Origin of the sequence: Enterococcus avium ATCC 14025, from assembly GCF_000406965.1 — a bacterium.
In the GTDB taxonomy this organism is placed as follows: domain Bacteria; phylum Bacillota; class Bacilli; order Lactobacillales; family Enterococcaceae; genus Enterococcus_A; species Enterococcus_A avium.
Genome location: NZ_KE136369.1, coordinates 1 through 26,219, shown reverse-complemented (window position 1 = coordinate 26,219; position 26,219 = coordinate 1). Strand labels below are relative to the sequence as shown.

Below are 26,219 nucleotides of genomic sequence, written 5' to 3'. Positions count from 1 at the left end.
CTTTCGGGTCAGCTCTTTTTTACGAATGAACGAAAACTCATTTTATTTAGTTACTTTTAAATTTTTATTTCAGTTGTTATTTGTTTAAAGAAGGTGTCACTTAACCGATAACCCTGTCCCCAAACTGTAAGGATCGATTCCCCTTCGACTCCTTGGTCATTAAGTTTTTTTCTTAATAGTTTCACTAAGCAAGACAATTGAGATAAGTTGGAGGCATTACCGGGGCGTTCCCAAAGTAATTCGCACATTTTTTCCCGAGAGATGATTTGATCGTGTTCCCGATAAAGAATTTGTAAAAAACGTAACTGCGTTGAATTTAGTGCTAAACTACTCAATGATCGTTTTTCATTCTCCTCCTCTTCCGTGAAGATCTGCCTCTCCTTTGAAGAATCAATGTAGCCATCCAGCATTTCTCTTATTTCTTCCAGCATCATATCCTTTACAAGCCATTCATTGATGCCTCTTTCAGTCCAAAGTTGTTGCTCCTTTTTAGTCGGCAGCCTTTCTACTTCTCTAAAAATGCTTAACGATTGCCCCTTAAAGCTTTTCAATAATAAAAGAACTTCTTGATTCGTTAATGTCTCACTCAAAACAATTATTTTAAAAAAATCAGTTAATGAAGCAACTGTGTCTCTTTTTATATGAAGAGTTAAAAACTGATCAGAAAGAAAAACCTCATGCCCTAATTGTCTAAAAGCGCCTTCTAAAAAACGCTCTCGTTCGATACATTTTGTAATAAATAATATTTGTCCCATCGTTTTGCTCCTTTACTTATGGTTAATCCATCTTAGTTTCTCTTCTTCATTAGAATGTTAAAAAGAAGAGAAAAGCATTGATCTTCTAAGCGTATCTATTAGCTAGATGAAGAAATCATTCTATTTTTCGTTGTTTATATAGCAGAATAGATCTACATTATATTTTTTAATCATTCAAACTATGACAAATGTTAAACAAGAGAATCTAAAAGATGTGTTCCTATAAATCTCTAATAGATTCGCTCCTGCAACTGATGCTTAATTTTGCAAATTCGAATAAAGTATTAATCTAATTTGCTCCTAGTAACGTCCTATTTTTATCAAAATCTCTTTTCATGCCCAATTTTTTTAATTTCACGATATTTTTTATCCGCAATTTTGGGCAATATTTCTTGAAGTAGTTTATTGTCACTTGGACAATATCCCTCAGTTAGATAAAGAATCGGAATTTTTCTTGGTAAAAATGATTTTGTTTGATTCGACAAAGCGATGTCCGTAAGAATTAAATCTACTTCTCTGCAAAGAGAATCAGCTATTTCAATGTAAAAATAGTCTCCAATCGTCTGTAGCTTCGTGCTAACTAGCATTTCCGGTGTTCGATTACTAATAATAAAAATACGAATCTTAGGATGAAACAATTGCCTATCCAATTCAAAGAACAGAATTTTATAATAGGCTACACAGAAATACTCAATATATTCCGCTTCAAATGCGTTCAAATTTCTACTACATTTACTCATAAAAATTTGATAGAAAGTCCGCTCTCGCTCTTTATTAGCAGGAAAATCAAAAGGATGATAGACATAAAGGTCAATCAGCCGTTGATGCAGAGCCTCTTGGTAAATCAAAATTTGATAAAATACACCCACCAGTCGAGCAAATAGTTTATCACGTTCTTTAGTTGTCATTTCACGCAATGCAAATCTTTCAACCATATGTACTTTTTCGTTTATCATATGTAGGAAGCCAATTTCTTTTAGCTTCGGAGATTCATTAAAGAAAACAGGAAGGCTGCCATCATGGTGTCCAAGATCGCTGGCGATGATGCAACTGATAATGAATTTAACCTCTCGTTTTAAAATAGTTGGATGAATCATAGCCATTTTCTTTTTTAGTAACGAAAATAAATGGTCATACATTTTCTTTTCCTGAATACTAATGGGCTCCCAGTAATAAACATTGTCGGGAATCGAGCGTTTGTTTGCTCGCAATAACGAGATCGCTAATCCATAATGAATACTTACAAATCTTGCTGAGAATTTTCGATATATTCCAACATCTAAACTCTCTAATAAATTTATTATTTCATTCGTGCTGATAAAAACAAATGGCCATTTATACCCACCGTAAACTTGTTGAAAAATCCCTGTATAAAACAAGCGAATCGTTACCTCGTCTCCTAATAAAGTCAGCCTGCGGTCTGTTCTTAGATGAAGATTATTGGCATTTATAGTAATAAATCGCTCCAAATAGATGAGTTCTTTTTTGACCATTGTATATGTAGTATTTATTTTTTTCGTTATTTCAGAAATCGTCCATTCTTTTGGTTCTAAAAATAATGAAAACAACTGGAAACGGTAAGAATTCTCTAAATAATAAAGTCGAAAAATCATTAATGAGAAATTTTTCTTCACATTCCAAATCACTTTGTTCTGCTCCGGCAAATCAATCAATTCCACATACTCGCTATAGCCTAAATCAATAATATCCATCCGTATATCAGTAATGATTTTTTTAACAGTGGGATAAGAAACCTGTGATAACTTTACTAATTCCATTAGTTCAATTGAATGGTTTTGATTGATATGTAAATAATCGAGTAACAAAAAACGTTTTAAATAACGACTATCCATTAGCTCAAGAATCATTTCCAACCACTCCCTTCGAACTAGAAATTCATTCTTACCATATTCTACAAAAGATAGCGTTACTATTAATTACATTCTTTTCTTAATATTAGAAAAATAAATTAATTTTAGATTAAAAAAGCTTATTTTGCAAGAAATTAAAATTTAGTAATAAAAAAATTCCTTTTTCTATCCCTTTATTTTTAAATTATTATTGAGTTTAGGTTACAAGAATTTATTTCTGTGATTTGTTCAATTTTTCTTGATATGTAATAAAAAAAGAACACTTGCGATAATTATTATTACTTGTTGGTATCTCTCCTATTTAATATTTTTCCATATAAAAACAAACACTATTATTAAAAATATTTTTAAAGTCCCTTCACTTAAAGTGCTTTCAAACTTAATTTCTATCGCTAATAAGTGTTATATGATACTCTTCATCTAAATATGATGACAAAAGGAGAATAAAATGGATTTTTTAGTCGATAAGCTTGATAAAAAGAAACTGCTTTTCATTCAAACAATCTTTGATTCTGATTATCATATCTGTACTTTGGAAACACTTTTGCAATCTTTAAACATCAATAATCAAACTGCTATTTCTATTTTCCATTCGATTCTTGAAGATATTCGTCTTTCTGAGAGTTCTAGTTTTATCGATTTAAGCTATTCTAAATCAAACCAGTTATTTAAATTACAGCTTTCTGAATCCTTTAATATTCAAAATTTTATAAACTTCTATATCAAGCGATCGGCTAAGTTTAAGTTGATTGAATCATTGTTAATGACCTCGTTTGATACCCTGCAAGACACAGCAAACAGCCTACACGTATCTTACTCTCACGTCCGCAGGATCATTACCGAATTGAACCACTACTTCAAACCAATGGGCTTAAGGATTCATTCACGACGAAAAGTCAATCTAGACGGTAATGAAGTCAGTCTAAGATTTTTCTATACTGCGTTATATCTCGCGACTTACGGTGCTGGGTACTGGCCATTTCCATCCTTCAGTTATTTAGACCTGTCCTCACTCTTAGACGATTGTCCTGATGAAGTTTACAACGTTAGATCACTGGACAAAAATGTACTAACTCATTATTACTTAGCCATTCACCTTTTAAGAGAACGGCGGGGCTTTAGTATTGATAAAGAAACTATTTCGATCTCCCTTTACAAACCATACTCGCTTTCTAATACAGAAGCCTTTAGTACCTTCGCTACCTCTATTGGTAGATATCTGCCTCATCATTCAGAGAAGAAGCTGAAGGTTGAGACGCAGCTGATTTGTAGCAGTCTGCTTGCTATTGGCAGTTTCTCTTCTATTGATACACCTCCTGATTTTTTTCTTTTAGATGAACGGCTTAACGACCAACAATTCGCTCACAATGCTTTTCAAATTATGGATCGAATAAATTATCATTTAGATATTCCGTTAACTAAAAAAGAACAAAATAAAATTTTCTACTCCATATTGTGCTTACATTATCGAGTTGCTTTTATTGGTGCACCGCTGAATTATACTCTGACGCTGCTTCCATATTATTCACATGAAGCAATTGATTCTCGAAAGAAATATAAGATTGAACATATTCAATCGCTCGTTGAAGCTGAAATGAGATCAATCGAATATGATTGCGACGATGATTTTTATAATTATCTTCTTTCTCAATATTGCTTAATCTATGATAAAAGCATTGAATTTGGTAAACATACAGCACCAATTACAGTCGCTTTTCTTTCGATCATTTCAAATCAAGCATTGCAAAATGACGTGTGTCAATATTTCTCATCTTATTTCAATTTAAAAGCGGCCAATAGTCTCGATGACAGTGTTGACATCATCATTAGTGAGATTCCTATTTCGGTTGATACTATCTCTGCTCTGCGTTTGCATCAACCGATCATCTATTGTCATCAAAAACTTGTTCAATCTGACTACGAAAAAATCACCGAAGCTTTAGTCAAGATTGCTAAAAAAAAATTTAAGTCAACTAGTTCTTAATCACATCTGATAACTAAAAAAATCCTCTCAGTTATAAAAAATCTAGAAAGATTTTATAACTGAAAGGATTTATCTTGAAATCTATTTAGCAAAAATATTTGTAAAAAACGTCTTAGCTCACTCTTTGACGGCCTAGCGCTTTAGAAAGGACAGGAACGACTAAAATAGATAATGCGCCGCCGATCAAAGCTGTAATCAGCTGTGGAAACGAAAATGCTCCGGAAACCATTGCAGCTTTAGGAGCTGGCATTTTTAATAAGATCGGAACAACGAATTGAACAATTGACAAATATAATACCCCAAACTTCGCAAGGGCACCAATCACCGTCGCTAATGCGAAATTCGCAATTCCCTGTTTTTTATTGAATCCAGCGATAAAATGCCAGATAGTTACTAAAACTGCGTTTCCAATTGCTATACAAAATACAATTTGTGGAAATGCCGGCCCAATACCAAGCATAAATGCAAAAATCGGTGATAACAACGCAATTGATAATCCACTAGCTAATCCGCCTGTAGTTACAGCGACAATCAAAATCAAATTGACTAAAGAACCCGTGACTAAGGTATTTCCCAATCCAGCTGTTACTGCCTGTACGACAATCAATAATGCCAATAAAACGCCTGTTTGTGTTACCCATAGTGCTTTTCGATTCATATCTTCGGAGCCCTATTTGTTTATGGATTCACAAATAGTTATCCTTCACTTCCTTTCTCTTTTCATTTTAAAAAATGCGAAAATAAGTAAACGATAAATACCATACCTAATTGTACCAGATTTGGTTCCGAGATAGAAAACCAAATTCAACAGTCATTTATCATTTATTTGCATGAAAGGAATCAAAGTAAAAATTAGGACGTTATCAAATATTTGCAAAGATTGTTCATACAGTTGTATTCAAATTTCTCTTTGCATAGTCTTTTTCTTAGAACACTAGCTGCTTTTTTGATACCCTTTTATTAAGACAGAATCTATGGAGGGTAAAAATATGAACTTGCAGGATTTTAAGTGGACTCGTTTGCCAGAAAGCTACGAGCTGTTGGATGACAAAATAGAGGTTCTTACAAAACCGCATACGGATCTGTGGCAAAATACATATTATCATTTTCAAAATGATAACGCGCCCGTTTTCCAGATGGAAACGGATGAAAAGTATTTTAGCTTTGTCGTAAAAACAGATTTTACTGAAAGTTACCATCGTTTTGATCAATGTGGGATTGTCATGTATTTAGATAGTGAAAATTGGCTAAAAGGTTCGATTGAATATGAAAATGAAGAGTTTCAGCATTTGGGAAGTGTCGTCACAAATCATGGGTTTTCTGACTGGGCAACAACCGAAATCGATGCTTCGATTAAGTCTATGTGGTACCGCCTAAGCAGACGCGAAGACGACTATTGTATTGAGTGCTCACCTGATGGCAAAACATTTCAGCAAATGCGCATTTGCCACATGTTCAATGGAAAGAATAAAATCCGCTTTGGAATTTACGCCTGCTCTCCTGAAGCATCTTCTTTCAAAGCTATCTTTACGAATATGCAGTTGCTGGATTGTCAATGGCCGGCTCATGATGGACAACAGCCGGATGAATCATAAGCGTCGCTGCTTTTCAAAGATTTTCTAAAAAACAAAAAACCCTTGATTCCTCAAGGGTTCGAAATACATCTTTAGGATTAACGACGGATTTCTTTGATACTTGTGAAAAGTCGTTAAAGTGTTGATATAAAAGGATTTTTATTACTTCTGACTACATATTGACTACTTCTAAAAAAATGCAGTTTTCAAGAATCTTTTAATACCAGTGTTTTTACCGTTTTTTTAACTTTCTAAAGAACTAAAAGCAATCAGAGGTTTTACCTTTTCAGTTGATGTTAAATGGCGGTAAATTTTAGAAGTTGTTCGATCTGTGTGACCTAATCGATCCTTTAAGACATCCCAACTACAATACTCAGCTACTAAACTTGCCATTGTGTGGCGAGCCAGATGAGTATGAAAGGGTTTATTAATTCCCGAACGATTAACACACCGTTTGACATGATCATTTACATACTCTCGACGATAAGGAACACCACGTTTACTAGAATCAAGATAAACAAACAAATATGTTTCTTCTATATTAAACCTGTGATATTGTCTCATCTCATCCAAAGCCTCAATCAAGTGTTGCAGTTTTTCCATAACCAGAGGCGTTACCGGAACTCGCCTAGCAGAACTAATTGTCTTAGTAGTTTCAATCCGAAAATCCTTACTTTTACCCTTAACTACTGTTTGCTTATAGAATAGAATTTCATTTCTTTTGAAATCTATATCTTCAGGCTGTAGAGCAAGAGCCTCGCTGACGCGGCAACCAGTGTAAAACAAAACATGGAAAAGGACAGACATCGGTAATTCCTCATGAACAAGGCCATAATTCAAAAAAGTTCTCAATTCATCGACAGTAAGAAACTTGTCCTCAATATTATTCACGGCTTCTTTTAAATCATTTACCGTCAACTGATATTTTGGCATTCTCACAGACTTCATTGGGTTTTCACTTATCAAATTCTTCCTTTGACAATATTTGAAAACCATATTCAAAACTTGAATAAGTGATTGCAAACTATTTTTTGCATAGCCCACATTTGTTCCATTAACACCACGTTCTTTCAAATTGAAAAGTAGTTCTTGAAGGCACTCTGGTGATAAATCAGATAACTTTTTATCACCAATCCATCGAACAATAATTTTTAATTGTTCTTCTCGCTTATCATAAGTTGTTTCTTTTTGCTCATTTAACGAACGATAATATTTAAACCATTGCTCACCTACAACACTGAACTTATCGTTACTCGCAATGATTTTTTTCTTAATCCTTTGTTGCTTCTCCATTTCAAGATATGCAAGTTGTGCCTCACGTTTTGACTTAAAACCACGTCTTGTTGTCCGAAACGCTTGGAAATACCACGTGACTCTACCAGTAGAACTAATGTGCTTCTTAAATCGATCTTTTGTTTTCAATTACAGATTCCTCCTTTTGAAAGAAGAACCCCTTAATCGGAAAAACACAAAATCTCTTATTCTCTCTATATAAATAGTACCGCAAGTATAGAAAAAATGGAATATTATAAAGAACGCAAAAGTCGAAGTTTTTCACGATAATCATTCGAATCACTCTTTCTCATCCATTGTAAAATATCATCACGAAGATAATGTCCCCGAATCCCATACCAGCAAGATGGAAAATCACCAAGTTTTATTAAACGATTCAGTGTACTATCACTGATCTGGAAAAGTTTCTTTAAATCAGAGTTTGTTAAGACTAACGGTAACTGACTTATTGCAAGCAATTCTTCTGTGTAGCTTTCTAGTTTTTTTTGTAAAATTGAATAGAATTCTATTTCAAAAGAATTAACATTTGTTTTAACCTCCAACTCTTTCACCCTCCTCTGTCAGATTTGTATCACTCAACATAGTTTCCCTCTAATAGTAGACTTTAAAAAAGAATTTTCTTATATAACTAGGAATCTCAAATATGAATATAATTAATTACATTCATATAAAATCACATCTAACGGTATACCATCTTAATACAGATACTTAAATAGTAGTTTTTCTTATCTATCAGCTGCTTTACTCAAGCACATAGGAATTTCACCTCCCCCCAGTAATGGCGGGCCAATTTGGTTACGGAAGTATCATTATTGAAATCACGATTTCCATTTCAAAAACTGTCGCTCAAAGTATAATCTTGTCATGGCGAAACTAATTAGAAACTCGTAATCTACATGTACTGATAGATTTACTATTCACTTGTCAAAGATCGTCAGGCTATTTTCAGCCTATGAAAAGGAAAGGGAAAAAATACGTTAACGAGTTGTGTCAAATTCAAGTATCTTCTCAATCAGTTTTGTCTCCAGTTGTCTACGCATATATTCATCTACGTACATAACTACTCCTTTTTCTTCTTCATATATTGATTTCATGGCTAATCGTGAAATATAATTTTGATATTTTGACAGAACAATGGACATGGCGAGCAAATCACCAGAAGCTGCAGCTTTAATAGTGGTAACTGGTATGAACGGTACATATCGTTTATTTTTCTTCATAATTACCGCCTAAATATTTTTCTAAATCTTTCAAAGCTGTTTGTCGTTGATACCAAACACTACCGATACTTTTCCCAATAATTTCGCCAATTTCACGATCATTGAGACCGATGAAGAAGGACATCAGAATGATCTTTTGTCTTTGAATAGGTAATTTTGCAATCGCATTTGCCAACTCTTCATTTGATATAAGAATCTCTATACCAAGTACAATAAAACTATCACTACTATTAAAATTGGGTTCAGAATAATTGAACTCTGTACCCAACCCTTTTTGTTCCAATAGTTCCATTGAGACTTGTCGTTGGCGAAATCTAGCATATTTCTTCTGAATATTTAATGCCTCATTACGTATTACCTTCTTACAAAAACTGTCAAATACGTGTTGAATGTGGGTTTCCTCTGAGTCGCCCATAGAATTCTCCTCCTTAAAAAATTCATTCAACTCGTTTTACTTCTATCCCTTTCCATTATTATTACAATCTGGGAGTGAGCATTTTTCGAAAAAAATAAAATTTTTTCAAAACAAAAAAGGCATACAGACAAAAATTGTCTATACACCTCACACAAACAGTTAGGCTAATTCATTATCGTGCACTTTAAGTATTTGACTTTTATAGAATTAAAATTGAAGATTGCCAAACATAACAACTTTAATCAAATCAACATAAATCTACAATCTTAAACCGCCCTTGACAGTATCAACTGATTTTCATCAAGTCTATTCATGAGCATTAAATAAAATTTTTCAATAGTGCGAATTTCATTTGATAAAATAAATTCAAGCCCCCTTTAGTTTTAATATGCTCTTCATTTTCAGATTTTGGTAAATATAGCAGCTCAATCTCTAAACAATGGCGAATAGCAAGTTGAGGAACGAAAACTCTATGTCTTCTATTAACTCCCATGTCCAACGGGAGAATAGGACTCCACTAAAATATCGTTTTGCTCACAAAAATCAATTAGCTCAAAAAGAGTATTAGAAATATGTCCCAAAGAATGAAATCTCTTTCTTCCCCCTGTTAAATCGTGTATTTAATTTACGGTGCCATCCCTTTTAATACATGGCCATTTTGACCTGGTTATTCATAACACGTAATATCTTCTCATTTTATCAGTTTGTATTTACATCTTAGCTTAGTGTCGTTCCGCCAACAGCAATATTGTCATAAAGATTGATTCTCTTCACACCATTTTTAATGGCCTGTTCTATATTCATAAAATTTTCTCCACAAAATTCCTTAATCATTTTTTGCCTACTTTCAATCGTACTTTCTTATCCATTATTAAGGGGATAGATTGTAACTCCTTCAACAACTCGATTGACCTCTCCACTAGGACAGGGATCATCTGGCACAATGCCGACATCCATTGACTTGTGCAAAGCTAGAATTTGCGCAAAAACGATATAACATAGTCCCAAATATACGTTATCCATCGTTCCATCTACTTTATAGCAATAGCGATAATCCACTGTCGTATCAACATCGAAGGGTTGATTGTAAAGGACACAGATCTTGTACCCATTCTTTTGACCTATGACTTCATTTAGAAAATCGATCTCATATTTTCTAGAAAATTCATTGTCACTCAGATAAAGTACCAAGAGTGTCTCGTTGTCTATTGCTGACTTAGGCCCATGTCGAAAGCCTAATAGTGAATCGAACATGGTTACGACCGCTCCTTGAGTCAGCTCCAGCATCTTCAATTGCGATTCCTGAGACACCCCTTTTAACGTGTTGGACCCCAAAAAGATAATGCGCTTGAACTGGAACTCCTTAACAATTCTTGTGATTAAGGAATAATCATTCTTGATGAGATTCGTCACAGAAGGAATTATTTTCTCAACTTCACTCTTCATCTGACTAAAGTCTTCTAAATTTAAAGCAAGATAAGCAGATAAATACATGCAACTATAACTAGAGGTCATTGCAAATCCTTTATCTAAAGTTTCATCTGGAAGCAATAAGGTACATATATTTTCTTTTCCCTTGCCATAGTTCGCTAATTTTCCTTGTTTGTTACAAGTAATGAACAAATGGTAGATATTTTCACAAATTTTGTCCGCATAACTCACACTGCCTAAAGATTCAGGTGAATCGCCAGAGCGAGCGAATGAGATTAGCAATACTGGTTTGTTTTTTGGCAAGTAGCTTCCTGGATCCGTTACAATTTCTGTTGAAGCGTATGAAAAAATGTGCCCGCTATATTTTTTCTCTAAAGAATGTACCAAAGCATTACCGATAAATTCACTCGTTCCTGCACCAGTAAAAATGATCTGGTACTCTTTTTGATCCACAATCTTTTGGATGAATTGCTCCAACTCTTCTTTTTTCTCTGCCAAAATATCTATAGTTCTTTGCCAAACTTTTGGCTGTTGATCGATTTCTGTAGCGGTGAATACTGCTTTTTTTTCTTTTAGCGTTTCATTATCTAATGCAAAAATACTCATAGCTGTGCTCCTTTTTTATAAATTCCCTTCATTTAAAAGGACTACTTCTCCTGTTTCAAGCGATTGATGGACAGCTGCGGCGATCTTCGTTGCCATTAACCCATCGACAGCATCGCAGCGAAAGTCTTTATTCTCAATGATATTACGAATAAACTCTTTCATAGGATCAAGACCAAAGCCGGAAACTTCATCTTCACCAAAGTTCATGAAAATATAGTTTGGCAAGCTGGCCTTTTCGCCATAGCTCTTTACCCCACGATAGGATTCATTTTTTAGGTAATGGTTATCCGTCAACATTACTAGCTGACCATCATTCGATTTAGGAAACGAGTCTGGTAGTATCCACGAACTTTCAACGACCCAATTGCTGCCGTCAGTCATCTGCAAGATTGCTTGAGCGGAATCATACGTATCGATTTCTTTGTCTGCAAGCATCTTCTTGTTGCCTACTGCATAAACAGATTGAACTTCACTATTGGTCATATATCTGATCAGGTCATAACAATGAACTCCTAAAAACCAAACTGGTGAAGATTTAGCCGTCCAAGAGAACCAGTTTAACGGGACAGAGATCACGTCATCCAATGAGATATAGCCACGAATGATTTGATCATTTTTAACAAGATCTTTCATATTGTTGTAAGCAGGATCCCAGCGTTTGTGGAAATCCACCATGATTTTCGTGTCATGTTTTTTAGCCAGCCGAACGATTTCTTCTGCTTCATCGACCGTCGTTGCCAAGGGCTTTTCAACAAAAATGTTCTTGATCCCTGCTTCGATTGCCTCTTTCAAAGGAGCAAAATGATAAGGATCAGAAGTTGCGATGCTAATAGCATCAATGCTTTCTTTTTCCAACATCTCTCCCATATTTGTATACCCCGTAATCCCATAGGAATCTTCCGCTACTTTTAAACGTTCTTCATTCAAATCACAAACGATCACTTTTTCAATGTTGGGGTCTTTCATGTAAGTTCGAATGTGATATGTTCCATAGATTCCAGCACCAATTACACCAATTGTTAGCATTTTATACCTCATCTCTTCTTTATACTTTTTCTGTCGCACTCGTTTCTTCTGCGCTTCGTTTATTTTCGATCATCTTTCCGCCGAATATTACCACTAGAATGACTGCCACCAACAGGATCGGTCCAACCGTTGGAATCTGTGCGATCATTGTTGGGAACCAGATACCAAAATTCCCCAACGCCATGGTCGTTGCTTGCTGCCCTTCCTGAACGAAGCTCAAACCGGCACTATCTGCTAATTGTGTAAACAGTGGCGCCGCCCAGCTAGAAATCCACAAAACGATTGGAATAAAGATCACACTTGATACGATTGTTCTTAAACGATTTCCTCGGTGGATAATTGTAGCAAAACAAACGTAGAACGCTGCGAAAGGTACCTCGCCTAGTGGAAGTGTCGTATTTCCTGGTAAAATTGCTGCAAAAATCATAAATACAGGAATCATTAACATACCAACACTGATAGTAACAGGATGTCCAATAGTAACAGCAGAATCTAAGCCGATATATAACTCACGATCCTTGAATTTAGTAGCAAAGAATTTCTTCGCCTGATTTGAAATTGGGATCAATCCATTCACAATCAATTTGACCATATTAGGGAATAGAACCATGATTCCGGCAGTTTTCATTGTTACTTCAAGAATGCCAGGAACATCATATTGAGCAATGATTCCAAAGACTGCCCCCAGAATTAATCCCAAGAACAACGGATCGCCAAAAATCGTCCCAATAACATTCGCAATCCCTTTTTCATTTTTGATTTCATTTTCGTCTTTGTGATCAAACAATGGTATAAAGTCGTAAATTTTGTCTAATACAATGAACAAAGGCGCACTCATTGCAGCAAAACCATGAGGAATCGAAATGGCTTCGATACCAATAATTTTTTGGGTTTTCTTCGCTGTGATATCTGCGATCTTCAATCCTAATACTGCATGAGTCACACCGGCTAAAATCGCAACGATGAAGCTACCTGTTAACAGATTGACAAACCCGGCTGTAATTGCAAAATACCAAAAGTTATAGATGTCTACATTCACTGTATTCGTTAATTTGAAAAAGACCATCACAATATTCAGAACTAAGATCACCACGATCAGTACTGCGCCTAAGGAAGAACCAAAACCAACGGCTGCTGCAGGTCCGCCCCCTACATCAATTGCAGTCAAATTCAAATTCAAGCGTTCCACCATGATTTGAATGACTGGAGATAAAGATTCTGCTGTCAAGGTACTAACAATCGATACACCAATGAGTCCGATACCAACTGTAGCTCCCGCCTTTAGTGCTTTTAAAAAGCCCAGCCCAAAAATCAACCCAATAATAAACATTAAAATTGGAACAAAAACATAGCTGCCAAGATCAACAATGTATTGAATGATATCTACTAGCATAATTAACCTCCTTATTTTAAGATTTCTACAATTTGTTCAATGACTGTTTCTTCATTAATCCCTGTTAAAAAGGCACTCCCATGGACCACAGGTGTTGTATAGTCTGAATTGATCTTCATTGTTGTGATGAATATATCTGCCTTGTCATCGTATCCTTCCAATTCATTTAGTGTTGTTTGAATGATATTGGCCCGAATATTATTCTCACTCAATACCTCTTCGATCTTATCCCTTACCATTGAAGATGTAGCTAAACCCGCTCCGCACGCAATAACGACTGTTTTTTCCATTGTTTTCCCTCCTTATTTATAAAAAACTATTCAATAGCTGTGCTATCTCTTCTTCGCTCTCTTTTTCTTTCAACAAAAGAATGAATTCTTCCTTACTTAACATTTTCATGATTGTCTGCAGCATCTTCAGTTGCTTATCCGACTCGGAAATCGCAAGTAGCATGACGATTTCAACGTCGATCTCTGTATCACAATCTTCCATAGAATGAAAAATGACAGGTCTATCAAGAACTCCAACGGCTACTCCATTTCCAAAAACTTTGGAGCTTCTGGCATGAGGAATAGCAACGGCCCCGCTTTTGACTGCTATTCCAGTGGGAAATACTTTCTCTCTCGAAAGTACATCCTTTTTGTAATCTCCTCCTACTAATCCACTTTTTTCCAATAATTCTGCTAGACGATTAATCGCCTCTTTTTGATCTGCTACGCGCAGATCAGAATAAATCAGATCTGGTAAAAATTCAAAGTCATTCATTTGCTTCCTCCTTCCTCAAACGATTACTAGAATTCGTGTATTACTTTTTCTATTTCTTCCTTTTTTTTTGCCGACAATATGTCGACAACATTCTGATAAACGTTTAGCTTTTCAACTAAATGCTGAAGCACCTTCAAATGAGCATTTGAATCCTCCGCAGTCATTCCTACGATCAGTTTGACGGGCAAGTTATCTTCAACAGCTGTGAACGCTTTATTCAGTTTCACAATTACTAATGCATTTGAATACTTTTTATCTGGCTTTCCGTGAAACAAGATGACATTAGGCAGTAAATAATAAGGTCCGAATTGTTCTAGGCTTTCGTTAATTTCATCTTTGTAGTTACTTCGTTCCTGTTCATTTTTTATTAGCTGGTCAGCCACGAAACTGGTCAATTGCTTCCAGCCATTCACTTCCTCCAATATTTGTACAATTAGGCTATAAGGTAAGATATTCCTCCCCTCCTTCGTTGTTTTTACATTTCTTATCTGTACTTACAATATAGTGAAAACGCTAGCAAAAAAGAAGTCCAAGATGGTGCACAAAGAGTGTGCACCATCTTGGACTTCTCTAAAAACTAGAACATTCCTTTAGCTAATTCATAGCATTCTGTTACATTTTTTGTTTGAATGATGCTTTTAACAGCATCGGAATTTTTCGCGAATTTCAAAATATCATTCAGGTAATTGAGATGCTCATACTCATTAGGCGACGCGACAACAAATAGAACGTTGATCTCATTTTCCTCATCAAAATAAATGCCTTCTGGACACACCAGCATAGATATCCCTAATCGATTGACACCATTCTCTGGTTTCGCATGGGCCAACGCGACATTTTTCCCTAATACAATATACGGTCCGTATACATCCACTAGGCGGATCATCTCTTCCACGTATTCCTGATCAATCGTTTTGGTCGCTCTTAGCGGTTCTGCTGCCATCGCTACCGCTTCACGCCAACCTAAAGGAGTTGCGGCGATTTGAATATTATGCTGGCCAATTAGTTCCGTTAAAGAATAACGGTATTCATGTTCAACTTTAATGATTGGATTAGAATGATTGACAAAATCAATGATTTCTTTCGTGATAATCGGCATTTTTTCCGATTCCACATATCGAGCAATAATATCAAACAAACCATTGATTTGCTGATCATCCGCATGGTAGCGACTTTGACTCAAAAAAAGAACGGTGGCAATTTTTTCTTTGTCTTCTTTTGTCAAAATCGGATTTACTTTGATAAAAGGAAACTCTGTGTCCAGATCAATGGTCGAGATAATGAAATCAAATTCCGATTCTTTATCCGCTATATCACTGATAGCAGAAGCGCCAACGACCTTGATCTCTGGAGATAGCTTTGTCACTTCCACCTGTAACAAATTTGAAGTTGATTGACCGCTTGGACAAACGATCAGAACTCGTTTGCTAGAGCTCTTTTCAAAAGGATCTCTTAAATGACTCCCTAAATGCAACGTGATATTTGCGATCTCACTTTCAAATATGGGAACAAGAAAATCATTTTTTAAGGATTCACAGACGATTTTTGTTGCGGAGTAAATGCTTGAGTAATTCGTCTTAATCTCTTCCAACAATGGATTCACTGCTTGTATGGATAATTCATGATAATGGAGGGATAAACTCAAATGTAGATAAATTTCGTTGACTAACGTATCTTTATCAAATAGCGTATTATTGGTGACGACTTCAAATTTCTCAACGATCTTTTCTGATAATTTTAATAGCTCAACATTCTTTTCTCTGTCGATTTTGAATTCGGTCGCCGATCGGGTCCCCAACAGATGCACAGTCAAGTAGAAGCGGTCATGGATCGAGAACTCCGTAAAATGTTCATCTACTTTAGCTAATTCTATCGTATCCTGAATAAAATGTAGTTCCTTAATACTGAACTCATAACGTTCATCACCGCGCCTGATGACAGAAAGAAGCGCCGCTAAAGCCAGTAGGGATTCCTCATTGTAACTACTATCTAATTCATTTGATATGATTTTTAACTTATTAAAATTTTCATTTACATCGTTGATATTCAGAAAAGTAAGCAAACGAATATCGACAAACTTTAATAGACGTTCAATGAAAAATAGGAATACCTCTCTCTTATTGATCAATTTTCCTTCGATCTGATAGCCCATTTTAGGAGAATAGCCAATCGTTAATTGATAGTTTTCCAATTCTATTTTCGTTTTCTTAATATCTGAAATGATTGTATTTCGTGAAACCTGACACATTTTTTCAATTGATTCAATCAAAATTTTTTTCTCTGGAAACATTAAGTAACAGGCAATCAAAATCACTCGCTGTTCAGGACAAAGAACCAACTCTGTTTGACTGGACCTCAGCGTGTTCTTTAAGATTCTCTTTTCCTCTGGATCTAAAAACAGTCCTTTTTGCTCCCGAATCGAAAAATCAGAAAATCCTATTTTCTGAAAATATTCGTAGATCACTTTCAAGTTATTATATACAGATCGTTTGGAGAGATGCGTACTATCTTGAATATCGCTAATCATTAGAGGCTCTTCGTTATCTAGTAGCATAGTGACGATTCTTACTTGGCTATCATTTAATACGAATTTTTCCACTTCTAGAAACTCCTTTCATTTTCTGTTTCAATAGATTAAATAATCTACAGATCCTATACGACACGCACTCAGGTGTTGAAATTCAAAGAAAAGCTGACTACTATTTTAGAATTAAAATGCAGTGGTTTTCTCTGCCATGATTGCGGACAAACATTTTCTGCGAAATCGGACTTAGTTGATGAACACCATCAACTAACATTGAAAGTATTTTAATAAATGAAAAATTTTGCTATAATTTTTCTCAAATAAAAATACAATTTGAGGTGACTACATTATGCGATATTTTATTTGTGACAAAAAAGCCAATTATAAAGGACAGCATTTAGTGCACACCTTGTTTTGTCCTTCTCTCCCTCATGAAAACCGCAGACAAATTGTAGGGAGATTTGATAACTGTAAACAAGCTATTGAATATTTGTACAGTCTTAACAAAGATACTGGTTTTAAATTTATTGGTTGCAAACGATGCAATCAATCATGATCTGATCATATCGATTAAATGTAAGTAAAATTATCGAACATCTTTTTGTTAGATGTTCTTTTTTGTAATTTATTTTACACATCTCTATTCTATCCAACTAAAAACGTTATTTCGAGTATATGATTCATTAATAATCTAAGTTAACTAAATCGCTATTTTTTTATACTATATTAATATCATTTTTTAAAACCTCAGTTGTTGTGGTGGTTATCTAACTTATTTATCACCGCTATTTGCTTATTTCCTATTTTTTATAAGCATCAAGATAAATCACTATTAATTGCAAAATTATAATACACGACATCTGAAATAATGCTACTCAATAGTGTTTTGCCATTTTGTTATGCTTTACAAATACAAAAGATAAAAAAACATCTTTTACAGCGATTTTCTTTACTTTTTGCGAACATCTCGAATTGTATTTATGCCATTTAATATCAGTATTTCTTTGTTTACCTTATCAATTTCTATTTTCCCATCAATTTGAAACTTAGAAAGATTTTTCATATTCTTAATTATCTAAATGGCGGATTTATATCATCAAATAAGGCCATCTGCTGTTGTTGATATTTCACTCCTGCACTTGATAAAATTTACTTGAAAGTAAGGGTTAAAACATGCCGTTTTACTATTTTAATAACTATGTGGATAATCACTATCGACATGAGTTGCATACGGAAAGCAGTTCATGTCGTAGATAGGTTTAATTTGTTTTGTCTCTATGAAAATCATTCTATGATTTGATACTAACACCTGTTTCTTCTGAATAACTTGAACTGAACATTATTTAGTTCTCTAAACAAAATTAGAGGTATCTAATAAATTCATTTTGTTAACTTAGATTTTCTCCAACTTCAATAAGTAGCAAATCTCCTAAAAGATATCCTTTATTCCGTAAGTTTATTAACTCCCCCTCTGGAAAATGATTCATTTCAAGTTTCATTTTAATTCGGTTACTTAAATTAGATAACTGACATAACCTTGAATTGGTTACATCTGATCCCCAAATTAAATTACATAGCTCATTACGTGACACAATCCTTCCGTCTTTTTGATACTGATATAAGTAATACAAAAACTTTTTTTCATTTGGTGAAAGGCTGAAAAAAAATCCTTTCGAATTATTTTCATTTTTTGAAAAAAGATTATGATTCCTTTCATTCAAGGAAGAAGCGAGCCTTTCTTGATTGTTCATTAATTTGGCTATTTTTTCAATAACCATAATATCTGGCATCTTGGGATCAATCCAGGCACTGATTTCATTAAGCAAGTAGGAAAAATCCGAATTTTTCAAATCTTCCTTATTTCCTTTTCTTAAAATGAGTAATCCTTCTTTTTGAAAAAAAGAATAGTATTTTGAAATTTCAAAATTGGAAACCGTATCGCTGAAAATGACCATTGAAAAATACTTGACAATTTGCGATAAAAAAATGGTATCATTCATCAAATCATTTGAACAATACACTTCAATGTCTGAACGTTGCAGAACATCCTGCAAACTTTGTTCTGCCAACAAATTTTTTGTCACAATTAATACTCTTGTCATAAATTACACTCCTTATTCTAAAATAACAATAAACAACAAGATTTTATTTATTCAAAGTCATACATGTTTCAAATCAATTCAACGCTATAACTTCGTAATCACATCCAAATATTTTTTTAATTTTCTATTTTGGACTATTTTAAAATTTATCAGTTTTTCTGTATTCAATGTTAATGTAATAAGCATTTCTTCGAATTTTTATCTTAGGCGTAGTCAAGAAATCTGAACGCAAAAAATTCTCTTTCACTATATAATCAGAAGTTATCGTAACACGATTATCTGATTAAGTAAGAGAGTTAGATAGCCTCTAAACTTAACATTTTCTAAAAGTGAAAATGAAATACGTTTTTTGAGAAACAGGTATCCATCATAGAAAGTTGATATACTATATCTTATGGTAATTATTTCCCTTCATTGGTTTTCCCCGTAGCTTCTACAGTTCTTGATTCATTCTAAGTAATGAATCAGTTCCCCTTAGCGACATTCACTCCTGACATGTAAAAGCTGGACGCTTTCTGCCTAGTTAAATTGTAATCTAACTATCAGGTGATACATCGAAATAAACTCCTTTACTTTTCTTCAGGTAGCTAAATTTGCTTCTCATTTTCCTTAGAAACTTTATAATTTTTTGATACAAATTCATACCAAGATTCACTAAACTTATGATCCATAAAAGCTCTTTTTAGTCCTGTTACTTGTTTTAAACGAAGAACCTCCTCTGCTTCCATGAATCGGCTACACTAGACTAGACAGAAAAAATAAGGTGTGTAGAATAATAAAAAACACACTGGAGGATTTTTCATGTCAAGACGTCAACGAAGAACCTATTCAAAAGAATTCAAACAACAAATCGTCGATCTCTATCTCGCTGGTAAGCCTCGCGCAGAAATTATTCGAGAGTATGAGCTTACGCCTTCTTCTTTCGATAAATGGATGAAGCAAGCACAATCAACGGGCTCATTCAAAGAAAGAGACAACTTAACACCAGAACAAGCAGAATTGATCGCACTAAGAAAGAAAAATAAGCAACTCGAAATGGAGAATGATATTTTAAAGCAAGCGGCGCTGATATTCGGACGAAAAGACAAGTAATTGATGCCAACAAGCATAAATATTCCATATCAGCGATGTGCAAAATTCTAAATATTTCTCGTCAAACCTACTATTATCAAGCGAAACCGATCGAAAATGAGTCCGACTTAGAAGAGATCGTTCAGGAAGAGTTTATTCGAAACCGAAAGGCTTACGGTACCCGAAAATTGAAGAAGTGTTTAGCAAAGCGTGGGCTTCAACTCAGTCGGCGCCGAATCGGTCGAATCACGAAACGCCGCGGATTGACATCTACCTATACGATCGCTCATTTTAAAGGGCAACGAACAGCTTGTAATGAAGCGAAAACAGCGAATGTATTAGATCGGACCTTTACACAAGAACAGCCATTGGAAGCCATCGTTACGGATCTTACTTATGTTCGCGTGGGGAAAAAGTGGCATTATATCTGCTTAATACTTGATTTGTTTAATCGAGAAATTATTGGTTATTCCTGTGGTGAGAAGAAAGATGCCTCATTGGTAAAAGAAGCCTTTGGACGGATACCGTATTCTTTAACAGACGTCAAGCTTTTTCATACAGACCGGGGAAAGGAATTTGATAACCAAACCATTCATGAGATTCTGAATGGTTTTGGAATTACTCGTTCATTGAGTAGGAAGGGTTGTCCGTATGATAATGCCGTTGCGGAATCAACCTATAAATCTGTCAAAGTAGAATTCGTGCATCAATACCAATTTGAGACACTGGCACAGCTACGTCTAGAATTGTTTGATTATGTGCATTGGTGGAACTATCTACGCTTACATGGCACGTTGGCGTATGAAACACCGATCCAAATTCGACAACAGAGATTGGCGAAGCGAATCCTTGATAATGAGCGCGGATCTGATACCTCTGGAGAGGCAGCGTAATTGAATGATTGTGCTTCTGCCGGAGAAAATCAGATCCGAGGATGCTCATTGTCAAGGGCAATCGGAGCCATAACACCGCAGCATTCACAACACCTTATAATTTTTGTCAAAAAAAGTGTTGCCATTCCATTCTTTGGTTTTGATTGATAATAATAGGACTGACGTGATAGACCTATTATTCTGCACATCGCTGATATAGGGTAAAGATGCTTATTCGCATCGATTACTTGTCTCTTCGTCCGAATATCAGCGCTGCTTGCTTTAAAATATCATTTTCCATTTCTAATTGCTGGTTTCTTTTACGTAGTTCTAACAATTCTTTTTGTTCAGGCGTAAGATTATCTTTTTCTTTGAATGAACCACTCGTTTTAGATTGCTTTACCCATTTGTCAAATGCTGAAGCCGTTAGTTCATATTCTCGAATGATTTCTACACGTGGCTTTCCAGCTAAGTAAAGATTGACGATTTGTTGCTTGAATTCTTGTGAAAAAGTTCTTCGTGTTCTCTTAGATATAAAAATTCCTCCTGGTATGTTTTCTTCTAGTCTACACACCTTAATTTTTCTGTCTAGTTAATTGTAGCCTATCCATAAATTCATAATAACATTATGGACAATAAATTTAAAATTTATTCAGACTGTAGACAAACTCCTAAATTTAGAGTGTTGTTTGCAGTCTGACGACTCAAAAATGAGTCGTATAAATCAATTATAGTAATAAGTCATTGATTTCTTTAAATTCTTTATCAAGTTCTTTTTCATCATATTTTTCATATTTATCAGCTTCATGAAGAACTTTTTTAATTTCATGAATAGCCTTTCGTTCAACTAACCATTTTTTAGGTTATGTTTTTTTTCTGGATTTTCAGATAACGTATCAAGTTCGTCTAACTCTTTATCCAGTTTATTGACAACAGAAACAATTTTGTTTACAACTTTTTCTTCTTTGTTTTCTAAATTTGACATTTATCTTCACGTCCTTTTTATTTGATAATTTAAGTATAGAACTTTGATATAGTTTATACAAATAGAAACGCTTCTTCGTGTATTCTGTGATTTTCTTTTGAAATGAGGAAAACTTTGGAGTAAATGAACGTGGACAGAACAATATTTAGGAGGAATAAACTATGTGTACGTCTATTACTTATGTAACAAGTGATCATTATTTTGGAAGGAATTTTGATTATGAAATATCTTACAACGAAGTAGTCACTGTTACTCCAAGAAATTATAAGTTGAATTTTCGAAAGGTAAATGATTTGGATACTCATTATGCAATGATTGGTATTGCCGCTGGTATAGCTGACTACCCTCTTTATTACGATGCGACAAATGAAAAAGGATTGAGTATGGCTGGGCTAAATTTTTCTGGGTATGCTGATTATAAAGAAATACAAGAAGGGAAAGACAATGTATCTCCTTTTGAATTTATTCCTTGGATTTTAGGACAATGCTCAACAGTAGGAGAAGCTAAAAAATTGTTAAAAAATATCAATTTAGCAAATATAAATTATAGTGATGAACTTCCTTTATCCCCTTTACATTGGCTATTAGCTGATAAAGAAAAATCAATTGTCATTGAAAGTATGAAAGATGGACTTCATATATATGATAACCCTGTGGGCGTTCTTACCAATAATCCTTCATTTGACTATCAATTATTTAATTTAAACAATTATCGTGTCTTATCGAGTGAAACTCCTAAAAATAATTTTTCAAATCAAATAAGTTTGAATGCCTATAGCCGCGGTATGGGAGGGATAGGCTTGCCTGGAGATTTATCCTCAGTATCTCGTTTTGTTAAAGCGACTTTTACGAAGCTGAATTCTGTATCTGGAGATTCAGAGTCAGAAAGTATTAGTCAATTTTTCCATATCTTAGGTTCAGTAGAACAACAAAAAGGTTTGTGTGATGTTGGTGATGGAAAATATGAATATACAATTTATTCTTCTTGTTGCAATGTTGACAAAGGAATCTATTATTATCGGACATATGAAGACAGCCAAATTACTGCAATTGATATGAATAAAGAAGACTTAGATAGTCATAAGTTAATTAGTTATCCAATTATAGAAAAACAACAAATTAAATATATAAATTAGTTAGTATGTTGTGGTTGAGTTGGAATGGCAACACTTTTTTTGACAAAAATTATAAGGTGTTGTGAATGCTGCGGTGTTATGGCTCCGATTGCCCTTGACAATGAGCATCCTCGGATCTGATTTTCTCCGGCAGAAGCACAATCATTCAATTACGCTGCCTCTCCAGAGGTATCAGATCCGCGCTCATTATCAAGGATTCGCTTCGCCAATCTCTGTTGTCGAATTTGGATCGGTGTTTCATACGCCAACGTGCCATGTAAGCGTAGATAGTTCCACCAATGCACATAATCAAACAATTCTAGACGTAGCTGTGCCAGTGTCTCAAATTGGTATTGATGCACGAATTCTACTTTGACAGATTTATAGGTTGATTCCGCAACGGCATTATCATACGGACAACCCTTCCTACTCAATGAACGAGTAATTCCAAAACCATTCAGAATCTCATGAATGGTTTGGTTATCAAATTCCTTTCCCCGGTCTGTATGAAAAAGCTTGACGTCTGTTAAAGAATACGGTATCCGTCCAAAGGCTTCTTTTACCAATGAGGCATCTTTCTTCTCACCACAGGAATAACCAATAATTTCTCGATTAAACAAATCAAGTATTAAGCAGATATAATGCCACTTTTTCCCCACGCGAACATAAGTAAGATCCGTAACGATGGCTTCCAATGGCTGTTCTTGTGTAAAGGTCCGATCTAATACATTCGCTGTTTTCGCTTCATTACAAGCTGTTCGTTGCCCTTTAAAATGAGCGATCGTATAGGTAGATGTCAATCCGCGGCGTTTCGTGATTCGACCGATTCGGCGCCGACTGAGTTGAAGCCCACGCTTTGCTAAACACTTCTTCAATTTTCGGGTACCGTAAGCCTTTCGGTTTCGAATAAACTCTTCCTGAACGATCTCTTCTAAGTCGGACTCATTTTCGATCGGTTTCGCTTGATAATAGTAGGTTTGACGAGAAATATTTAGAATTTTGCACATCGCTGATATGGAATATTTATGCTTGTTGGCATCAATTACTTGTCTTTTCGTCCGAATATCAGCGCCGCTTGCTTTAAAATATCATTCTCCATTTCGAGTTGCTTATTTTTCTTTCTTAGTGCGATCAATTCTGCTTGTTCTGGTGTTAAGTTGTCTCTTTCTTTGAATGGGCCCGTTGATTGTGCTTGCTTCATCCATTTATCGAAAGAAGAAGGCGTAAGCTCATACTCTCGAATAATTTCTGCGCGAGGCTTACCAGCGAGATAGAGATCGACGATTTGTTGTTTGAATTCTTTTGAATAGGTTCTTCGTTGACGTCTTGACATGAAAAATCCTCCAGTGTGTTTTTTATTATTCTACACACCTTATTTTTTCTGTCTAGTCTAGTGTAGCCGATTCAGAAAGACGAATCAGAACTTGAAGAAGTAGTCGCTGAAGAATTTATCTGCAGCCGAAAGGCCTACGGCTCAAGAAAAATAAAAAAAGCCTTATCAAAACGAGGCATTCAGATCAGCCGACGAAAAATTAGTAGAATCATGAAAAATAGAGGATTAAAATCGAGCTATACTGTTGCTTATTTTAAAGTACATCATTCTACTTGCAATGAAGCCAAAACGACAAACGTATTGAATCGTAAATTCTTAAGAGACAACCCATTAGAAGCGATCGTAACAGACTTGACTTATGTACGAGTCGGGAAAAAATGGAATTATGTCTGTTTCATTTTGGATCTGTTCAATCGAGAAATTCTCGGCTATTCTTGTGGAGAACATAAAGATGCCGTTCTAGTAAAAAAAGCATTTAGCCGTATCAAACAACCTCTGACAGAGGTTGAGATTTTTCATACTGATCGTGGAAAAGAGTTTGATAACCAAGCTATTGATGAATTATTAACAACTTTTGACATCAATCGATCATTGAGTCATAAAGGCTGTCCTTTTGATAATGCCGTAGCTGAATCAACTTATAAGTCGCTGAAAGTAGAATTTGTCTGTCAATACACATTTGAAACCTTACAACAATTGGATTTGGAGTTATTTGACTATGTCAATTGGTGGAACCACCTTCGGTTGCACGGTACACTTGGCTACGAGACACTGGTTGGTTACCGTAACCAGAGATTGGCGCAGCGAATCCTTGATAATGAGCTCGGATGTGCTAACGCTAGCGAGGCAGTCTAACTTTAACTGTTAGCTCCTGCCGAAGATCGTCACATCCGAGGAGGCTCATTGTCTAGGACAATCGGAATAGTATACGGAAAGAAGTTCTGCACCTTATAAAATTTGTCAAAAAAACTGTTGCCATTCCATTAACGAGTTCTGTTCTTTTTCATACAGATCAAGGGTCTCAATATACCTCTTTTGAATTTAGAAAATTTATAGAGGATCATCCGATTGTCCACTCACTTTCAAAACCAGGTTATCCGTGGGATAACGCCGTTACCGAAGCTTTTTTTAAATATATGAAAAAAGAAGAATTAAATCGCCGTTCATTCCATTCAATTGAAGAAGTACGGTTGGGGTTTGTCAACTAAACTGTGGAAGTTAAATAGTTAAGAGTTTTTAACAACCATAATTCTCTTGGCTATTTTGAAATCAGATAAATTTTGATCGGACACGTAGTTGAATAAACCTACCGTTGTTACGGAAGGTAAATCGCATACTTTTCAATTCTAGAGGAGAAGGTCTCGTTGATCATTAACTGATTAAGCACCATAGCCCAGTTTTGAATTCGACCACCTGACCACTTCGCGTGTAATTCTTTCGTGCGTAAATAAAGTAGTTTTAGGAGTGCATTCTCATTAGAGAACGCTCCTTTTTTTGTGACTTTTCTGAAGCTGGAGTGAACACTTTCAACCGCATTGGTAGTGTACATAATTTTTCGAATGGCAGTACCATAATCAAATAGTTGTTCAACATGTGCAAAGTTCCGTTTCCAGACATCTACAGCACCAGAATAATGAGACCACCGATTTTGAAAACTGTCAAAAGCAGCATGTGCAGCGTTTAGAGACGAAGCACCGTAGAATTTTTTCATATCTCGGCAGACTTCCTTATAATCCTTACTTGGAATATAGCGCAATGCATTTCGAACAAGATGAACAATACAGCGCTGAACAATTACCGATGGAAAGATCGCTTTTGCGCCTTCTTCAAGACCAGAAACCCCATCCATAGAAATGAAAAAAACATCTTCGACACCACGTGCTT

General features: G+C 35.1%; 22 protein-coding genes and 5 pseudogenes. 7 read left to right on the top strand and 20 right to left on the bottom strand.

Features of this window, described 5'->3' with window-relative positions; translation table 11 throughout:
- Positions 1 to 56 precede the first annotated feature (56 nt).
- Both OMU_RS22120 and OMU_RS22115 read right to left on the bottom strand, forming a co-directional pair.
- Positions 57 to 755, bottom strand: coding sequence for a winged helix-turn-helix domain-containing protein (locus tag OMU_RS22120; RefSeq protein ID WP_016182068.1), 699 nt, complete (start codon positions 753 to 755; stop codon positions 57 to 59).
- 320 nt (positions 756 to 1,075) lie between these two features.
- Positions 1,076 to 2,623, bottom strand: coding sequence for a helix-turn-helix domain-containing protein (locus tag OMU_RS22115; protein ID WP_016182067.1), 1,548 nt, complete (start codon positions 2,621 to 2,623; stop codon positions 1,076 to 1,078).
- A 451-nt stretch (positions 2,624 to 3,074) separates the two neighbouring features.
- On the opposite strand from OMU_RS22115, the gene OMU_RS22110 reads away from it, so the two are divergent.
- Complete coding sequence (locus OMU_RS22110) at positions 3,075 to 4,610, top strand: helix-turn-helix domain-containing protein (protein WP_016182066.1); 1,536 nt, start codon at positions 3,075 to 3,077, stop codon at positions 4,608 to 4,610.
- Positions 4,611 to 4,722: 112 nt separating this feature from the next.
- Here OMU_RS22110 and OMU_RS22105 read toward each other — a convergent pair whose 3' ends face one another.
- Positions 4,723 to 5,268 carry a hypothetical protein gene (locus tag OMU_RS22105; RefSeq protein WP_016182065.1) on the bottom strand — a complete coding sequence of 182 codons (546 nt, stop codon included), beginning with the start codon at positions 5,266 to 5,268 and terminating at the stop codon, positions 4,723 to 4,725.
- Positions 5,269 to 5,599: 331 nt separating this feature from the next.
- Here OMU_RS22105 and OMU_RS22100 point away from each other — a divergent pair, with 331 nt between their 5' ends.
- A complete protein-coding gene (locus OMU_RS22100) occupies positions 5,600 to 6,205 on the top strand; it encodes a DUF1349 domain-containing protein (protein ID WP_016182064.1) in 606 nt (201 codons plus the stop codon).
- A 222-nt stretch (positions 6,206 to 6,427) separates the two neighbouring features.
- On the opposite strand, the gene OMU_RS22095 is transcribed toward OMU_RS22100, so the two are convergent.
- The 12 genes from OMU_RS22095 to OMU_RS22040 all read right to left on the bottom strand — a co-directional run bounded on the left by OMU_RS22095 (position 6,428) and on the right by OMU_RS22040 (position 16,932).
- A complete protein-coding gene (locus OMU_RS22095; RefSeq protein WP_016182063.1) occupies positions 6,428 to 7,606 on the bottom strand; it encodes a site-specific integrase in 1,179 nt (392 codons plus the stop codon).
- Between the two features lie 104 nt (positions 7,607 to 7,710).
- Positions 7,711 to 8,019, bottom strand: coding sequence for a helix-turn-helix domain-containing protein (locus OMU_RS22090; protein ID WP_016182062.1), 309 nt, complete (start codon positions 8,017 to 8,019; stop codon positions 7,711 to 7,713).
- A 435-nt stretch (positions 8,020 to 8,454) separates the two neighbouring features.
- A complete protein-coding gene (locus OMU_RS22085) occupies positions 8,455 to 8,697 on the bottom strand; it encodes a helix-turn-helix domain-containing protein (RefSeq protein ID WP_016182061.1) in 243 nt (80 codons plus the stop codon).
- Positions 8,684 to 9,112, bottom strand: coding sequence for an RNA polymerase sigma factor (locus OMU_RS22080; RefSeq protein WP_016182060.1), 429 nt, complete (start codon positions 9,110 to 9,112; stop codon positions 8,684 to 8,686). The genes OMU_RS22085 and OMU_RS22080 overlap by 14 nt, the downstream gene beginning before the upstream one ends.
- 717 nt (positions 9,113 to 9,829) lie before the next feature.
- Positions 9,830 to 9,946, bottom strand: coding sequence for a copper homeostasis protein CutC (locus OMU_RS22075; protein WP_016182059.1), 117 nt, complete (start codon positions 9,944 to 9,946; stop codon positions 9,830 to 9,832).
- Positions 9,947 to 9,973: 27 nt separating this feature from the next.
- On the bottom strand, positions 9,974 to 11,149 hold the full coding sequence (locus OMU_RS22070) for an SIS domain-containing protein (RefSeq protein WP_016182058.1): 1,176 nt from the start codon (positions 11,147 to 11,149) through the stop codon (positions 9,974 to 9,976).
- Between the two features lie 15 nt (positions 11,150 to 11,164).
- The gene (locus tag OMU_RS22065) at positions 11,165 to 12,175 is read right to left on the bottom strand and encodes a Gfo/Idh/MocA family protein (RefSeq protein WP_016182057.1); all 1,011 of its coding nucleotides are present in this window, start codon (positions 12,173 to 12,175) and stop codon (positions 11,165 to 11,167) included.
- Positions 12,176 to 12,194: 19 nt separating this feature from the next.
- A complete protein-coding gene (locus tag OMU_RS22060; protein ID WP_016182056.1) occupies positions 12,195 to 13,568 on the bottom strand; it encodes a PTS galactitol transporter subunit IIC in 1,374 nt (457 codons plus the stop codon).
- 11 nt (positions 13,569 to 13,579) lie between these two features.
- Positions 13,580 to 13,858 (bottom strand): PTS sugar transporter subunit IIB, encoded by a 279-nt coding sequence (locus OMU_RS22055; RefSeq protein ID WP_016182055.1) that lies wholly within the window; start codon positions 13,856 to 13,858, stop codon positions 13,580 to 13,582.
- A 16-nt stretch (positions 13,859 to 13,874) separates the two neighbouring features.
- Positions 13,875 to 14,333, bottom strand: a complete 459-nt coding sequence (locus OMU_RS22050) for a PTS sugar transporter subunit IIA (RefSeq protein WP_016182054.1) — start codon at positions 14,331 to 14,333, stop codon at positions 13,875 to 13,877.
- A 26-nt stretch (positions 14,334 to 14,359) separates the two neighbouring features.
- Positions 14,360 to 14,755, bottom strand: coding sequence for a PTS sugar transporter subunit IIA (locus OMU_RS22045; RefSeq protein ID WP_071875980.1), 396 nt, complete (start codon positions 14,753 to 14,755; stop codon positions 14,360 to 14,362).
- Positions 14,756 to 14,910: 155 nt separating this feature from the next.
- Complete coding sequence (locus tag OMU_RS22040) at positions 14,911 to 16,932, bottom strand: BglG family transcription antiterminator (RefSeq protein ID WP_016182052.1); 2,022 nt, start codon at positions 16,930 to 16,932, stop codon at positions 14,911 to 14,913.
- A gap of 51 nt (positions 16,933 to 16,983) precedes the next feature.
- On the opposite strand from OMU_RS22040, the pseudogene OMU_RS23255 reads away from it, so the two are divergent.
- Positions 16,984 to 17,130 (top strand): annotated as a pseudogene (locus OMU_RS23255) (ISL3 family transposase); the annotation flags it as partial.
- A gap of 1,115 nt (positions 17,131 to 18,245) precedes the next feature.
- Here the strand turns inward: OMU_RS23255 and OMU_RS22035 are convergent.
- A complete protein-coding gene (locus OMU_RS22035) occupies positions 18,246 to 18,959 on the bottom strand; it encodes a helix-turn-helix domain-containing protein (RefSeq protein WP_016182050.1) in 714 nt (237 codons plus the stop codon).
- A gap of 801 nt (positions 18,960 to 19,760) precedes the next feature.
- Here OMU_RS22035 and OMU_RS22025 point away from each other — a divergent pair.
- A protein-coding gene (locus OMU_RS22025; RefSeq protein ID WP_115341635.1) for an IS3-like element ISEfa8 family transposase occupies positions 19,761 to 20,923 on the top strand; the annotation gives its coding sequence in 2 pieces (ribosomal slippage) (positions 19,761 to 20,037 and positions 20,037 to 20,923; 1,164 coding nt in all).
- Positions 20,924 to 21,036: 113 nt separating this feature from the next.
- On the opposite strand, the pseudogene OMU_RS23245 reads toward OMU_RS22025, so the two are convergent.
- Together OMU_RS23245 and OMU_RS23615 are read right to left on the bottom strand one after the other, a co-directional pair.
- Positions 21,037 to 21,437 (bottom strand): annotated as a pseudogene (locus OMU_RS23245) (transposase); the annotation flags it as partial.
- A gap of 193 nt (positions 21,438 to 21,630) precedes the next feature.
- Positions 21,631 to 21,887 (bottom strand): annotated as a pseudogene (locus OMU_RS23615) (hypothetical protein).
- A gap of 161 nt (positions 21,888 to 22,048) precedes the next feature.
- Here OMU_RS23615 and bsh point away from each other — a divergent pair.
- Positions 22,049 to 23,023, top strand: coding sequence for a choloylglycine hydrolase (gene bsh / locus OMU_RS22010; protein ID WP_002287105.1), 975 nt, complete (start codon positions 22,049 to 22,051; stop codon positions 23,021 to 23,023).
- A 149-nt stretch (positions 23,024 to 23,172) separates the two neighbouring features.
- Here the strand turns inward: bsh and OMU_RS22005 are convergent.
- A protein-coding gene (locus OMU_RS22005; RefSeq protein ID WP_115341634.1) for an IS3 family transposase occupies positions 23,173 to 24,335 on the bottom strand; the annotation gives its coding sequence in 2 pieces (ribosomal slippage) (positions 23,173 to 24,059 and positions 24,059 to 24,335; 1,164 coding nt in all).
- Between the two features lie 75 nt (positions 24,336 to 24,410).
- Between OMU_RS22005 and OMU_RS21995 the strand changes: the two are divergent.
- Together OMU_RS21995 and OMU_RS23075 are read left to right on the top strand one after the other, a co-directional pair.
- Positions 24,411 to 25,190, top strand: a pseudogene (locus OMU_RS21995) (IS3-like element IS1485 family transposase); the annotation flags it as partial.
- A gap of 140 nt (positions 25,191 to 25,330) precedes the next feature.
- Positions 25,331 to 25,528: pseudogene (locus OMU_RS23075) on the top strand (integrase core domain-containing protein); the annotation flags it as partial.
- A gap of 122 nt (positions 25,529 to 25,650) precedes the next feature.
- Here the strand turns inward: OMU_RS23075 and OMU_RS21990 are convergent.
- Positions 25,651 to 26,219, bottom strand: a 569-nt coding sequence (locus tag OMU_RS21990) for an IS256 family transposase (protein ID WP_016182046.1), incomplete at its 5' end; no start/stop codon positions are given.

What these genes read in the sequence shown, in the direction of transcription:
- OMU_RS22120 (WP_016182068.1), bottom strand. Translation starts at nt 755, where the DNA reads ATGGGACAAATATTATTTATTACAAAATGTATCGAACGAGAGCGTTTT.
- OMU_RS22115 (WP_016182067.1), bottom strand. Translation starts at nt 2,623, where the DNA reads ATGATTCTTGAGCTAATGGATAGTCGTTATTTAAAACGTTTTTTGTTA.
- OMU_RS22110 (WP_016182066.1), top strand. Translation starts at nt 3,075, where the DNA reads ATGGATTTTTTAGTCGATAAGCTTGATAAAAAGAAACTGCTTTTCATT.
- OMU_RS22105 (WP_016182065.1), bottom strand. Translation starts at nt 5,268, where the DNA reads ATGAATCGAAAAGCACTATGGGTAACACAAACAGGCGTTTTATTGGCA.
- OMU_RS22100 (WP_016182064.1), top strand. Translation starts at nt 5,600, where the DNA reads ATGAACTTGCAGGATTTTAAGTGGACTCGTTTGCCAGAAAGCTACGAG.
- OMU_RS22085 (WP_016182061.1), bottom strand. Translation starts at nt 8,697, where the DNA reads ATGAAGAAAAATAAACGATATGTACCGTTCATACCAGTTACCACTATT.
- OMU_RS22080 (WP_016182060.1), bottom strand. Translation starts at nt 9,112, where the DNA reads ATGGGCGACTCAGAGGAAACCCACATTCAACACGTATTTGACAGTTTT.
- OMU_RS22075 (WP_016182059.1), bottom strand. Translation starts at nt 9,946, where the DNA reads ATGATTAAGGAATTTTGTGGAGAAAATTTTATGAATATAGAACAGGCC.
- OMU_RS22070 (WP_016182058.1), bottom strand. Translation starts at nt 11,149, where the DNA reads ATGAGTATTTTTGCATTAGATAATGAAACGCTAAAAGAAAAAAAAGCA.
- OMU_RS22065 (WP_016182057.1), bottom strand. Translation starts at nt 12,175, where the DNA reads ATGCTAACAATTGGTGTAATTGGTGCTGGAATCTATGGAACATATCAC.
- OMU_RS22060 (WP_016182056.1), bottom strand. Translation starts at nt 13,568, where the DNA reads ATGCTAGTAGATATCATTCAATACATTGTTGATCTTGGCAGCTATGTT.
- OMU_RS22055 (WP_016182055.1), bottom strand. Translation starts at nt 13,858, where the DNA reads ATGGAAAAAACAGTCGTTATTGCGTGCGGAGCGGGTTTAGCTACATCT.
- OMU_RS22050 (WP_016182054.1), bottom strand. Translation starts at nt 14,333, where the DNA reads ATGAATGACTTTGAATTTTTACCAGATCTGATTTATTCTGATCTGCGC.
- OMU_RS22035 (WP_016182050.1), bottom strand. Translation starts at nt 18,959, where the DNA reads ATGACAAGAGTATTAATTGTGACAAAAAATTTGTTGGCAGAACAAAGT.
- bsh (WP_002287105.1), top strand. Translation starts at nt 22,049, where the DNA reads ATGTGTACGTCTATTACTTATGTAACAAGTGATCATTATTTTGGAAGG.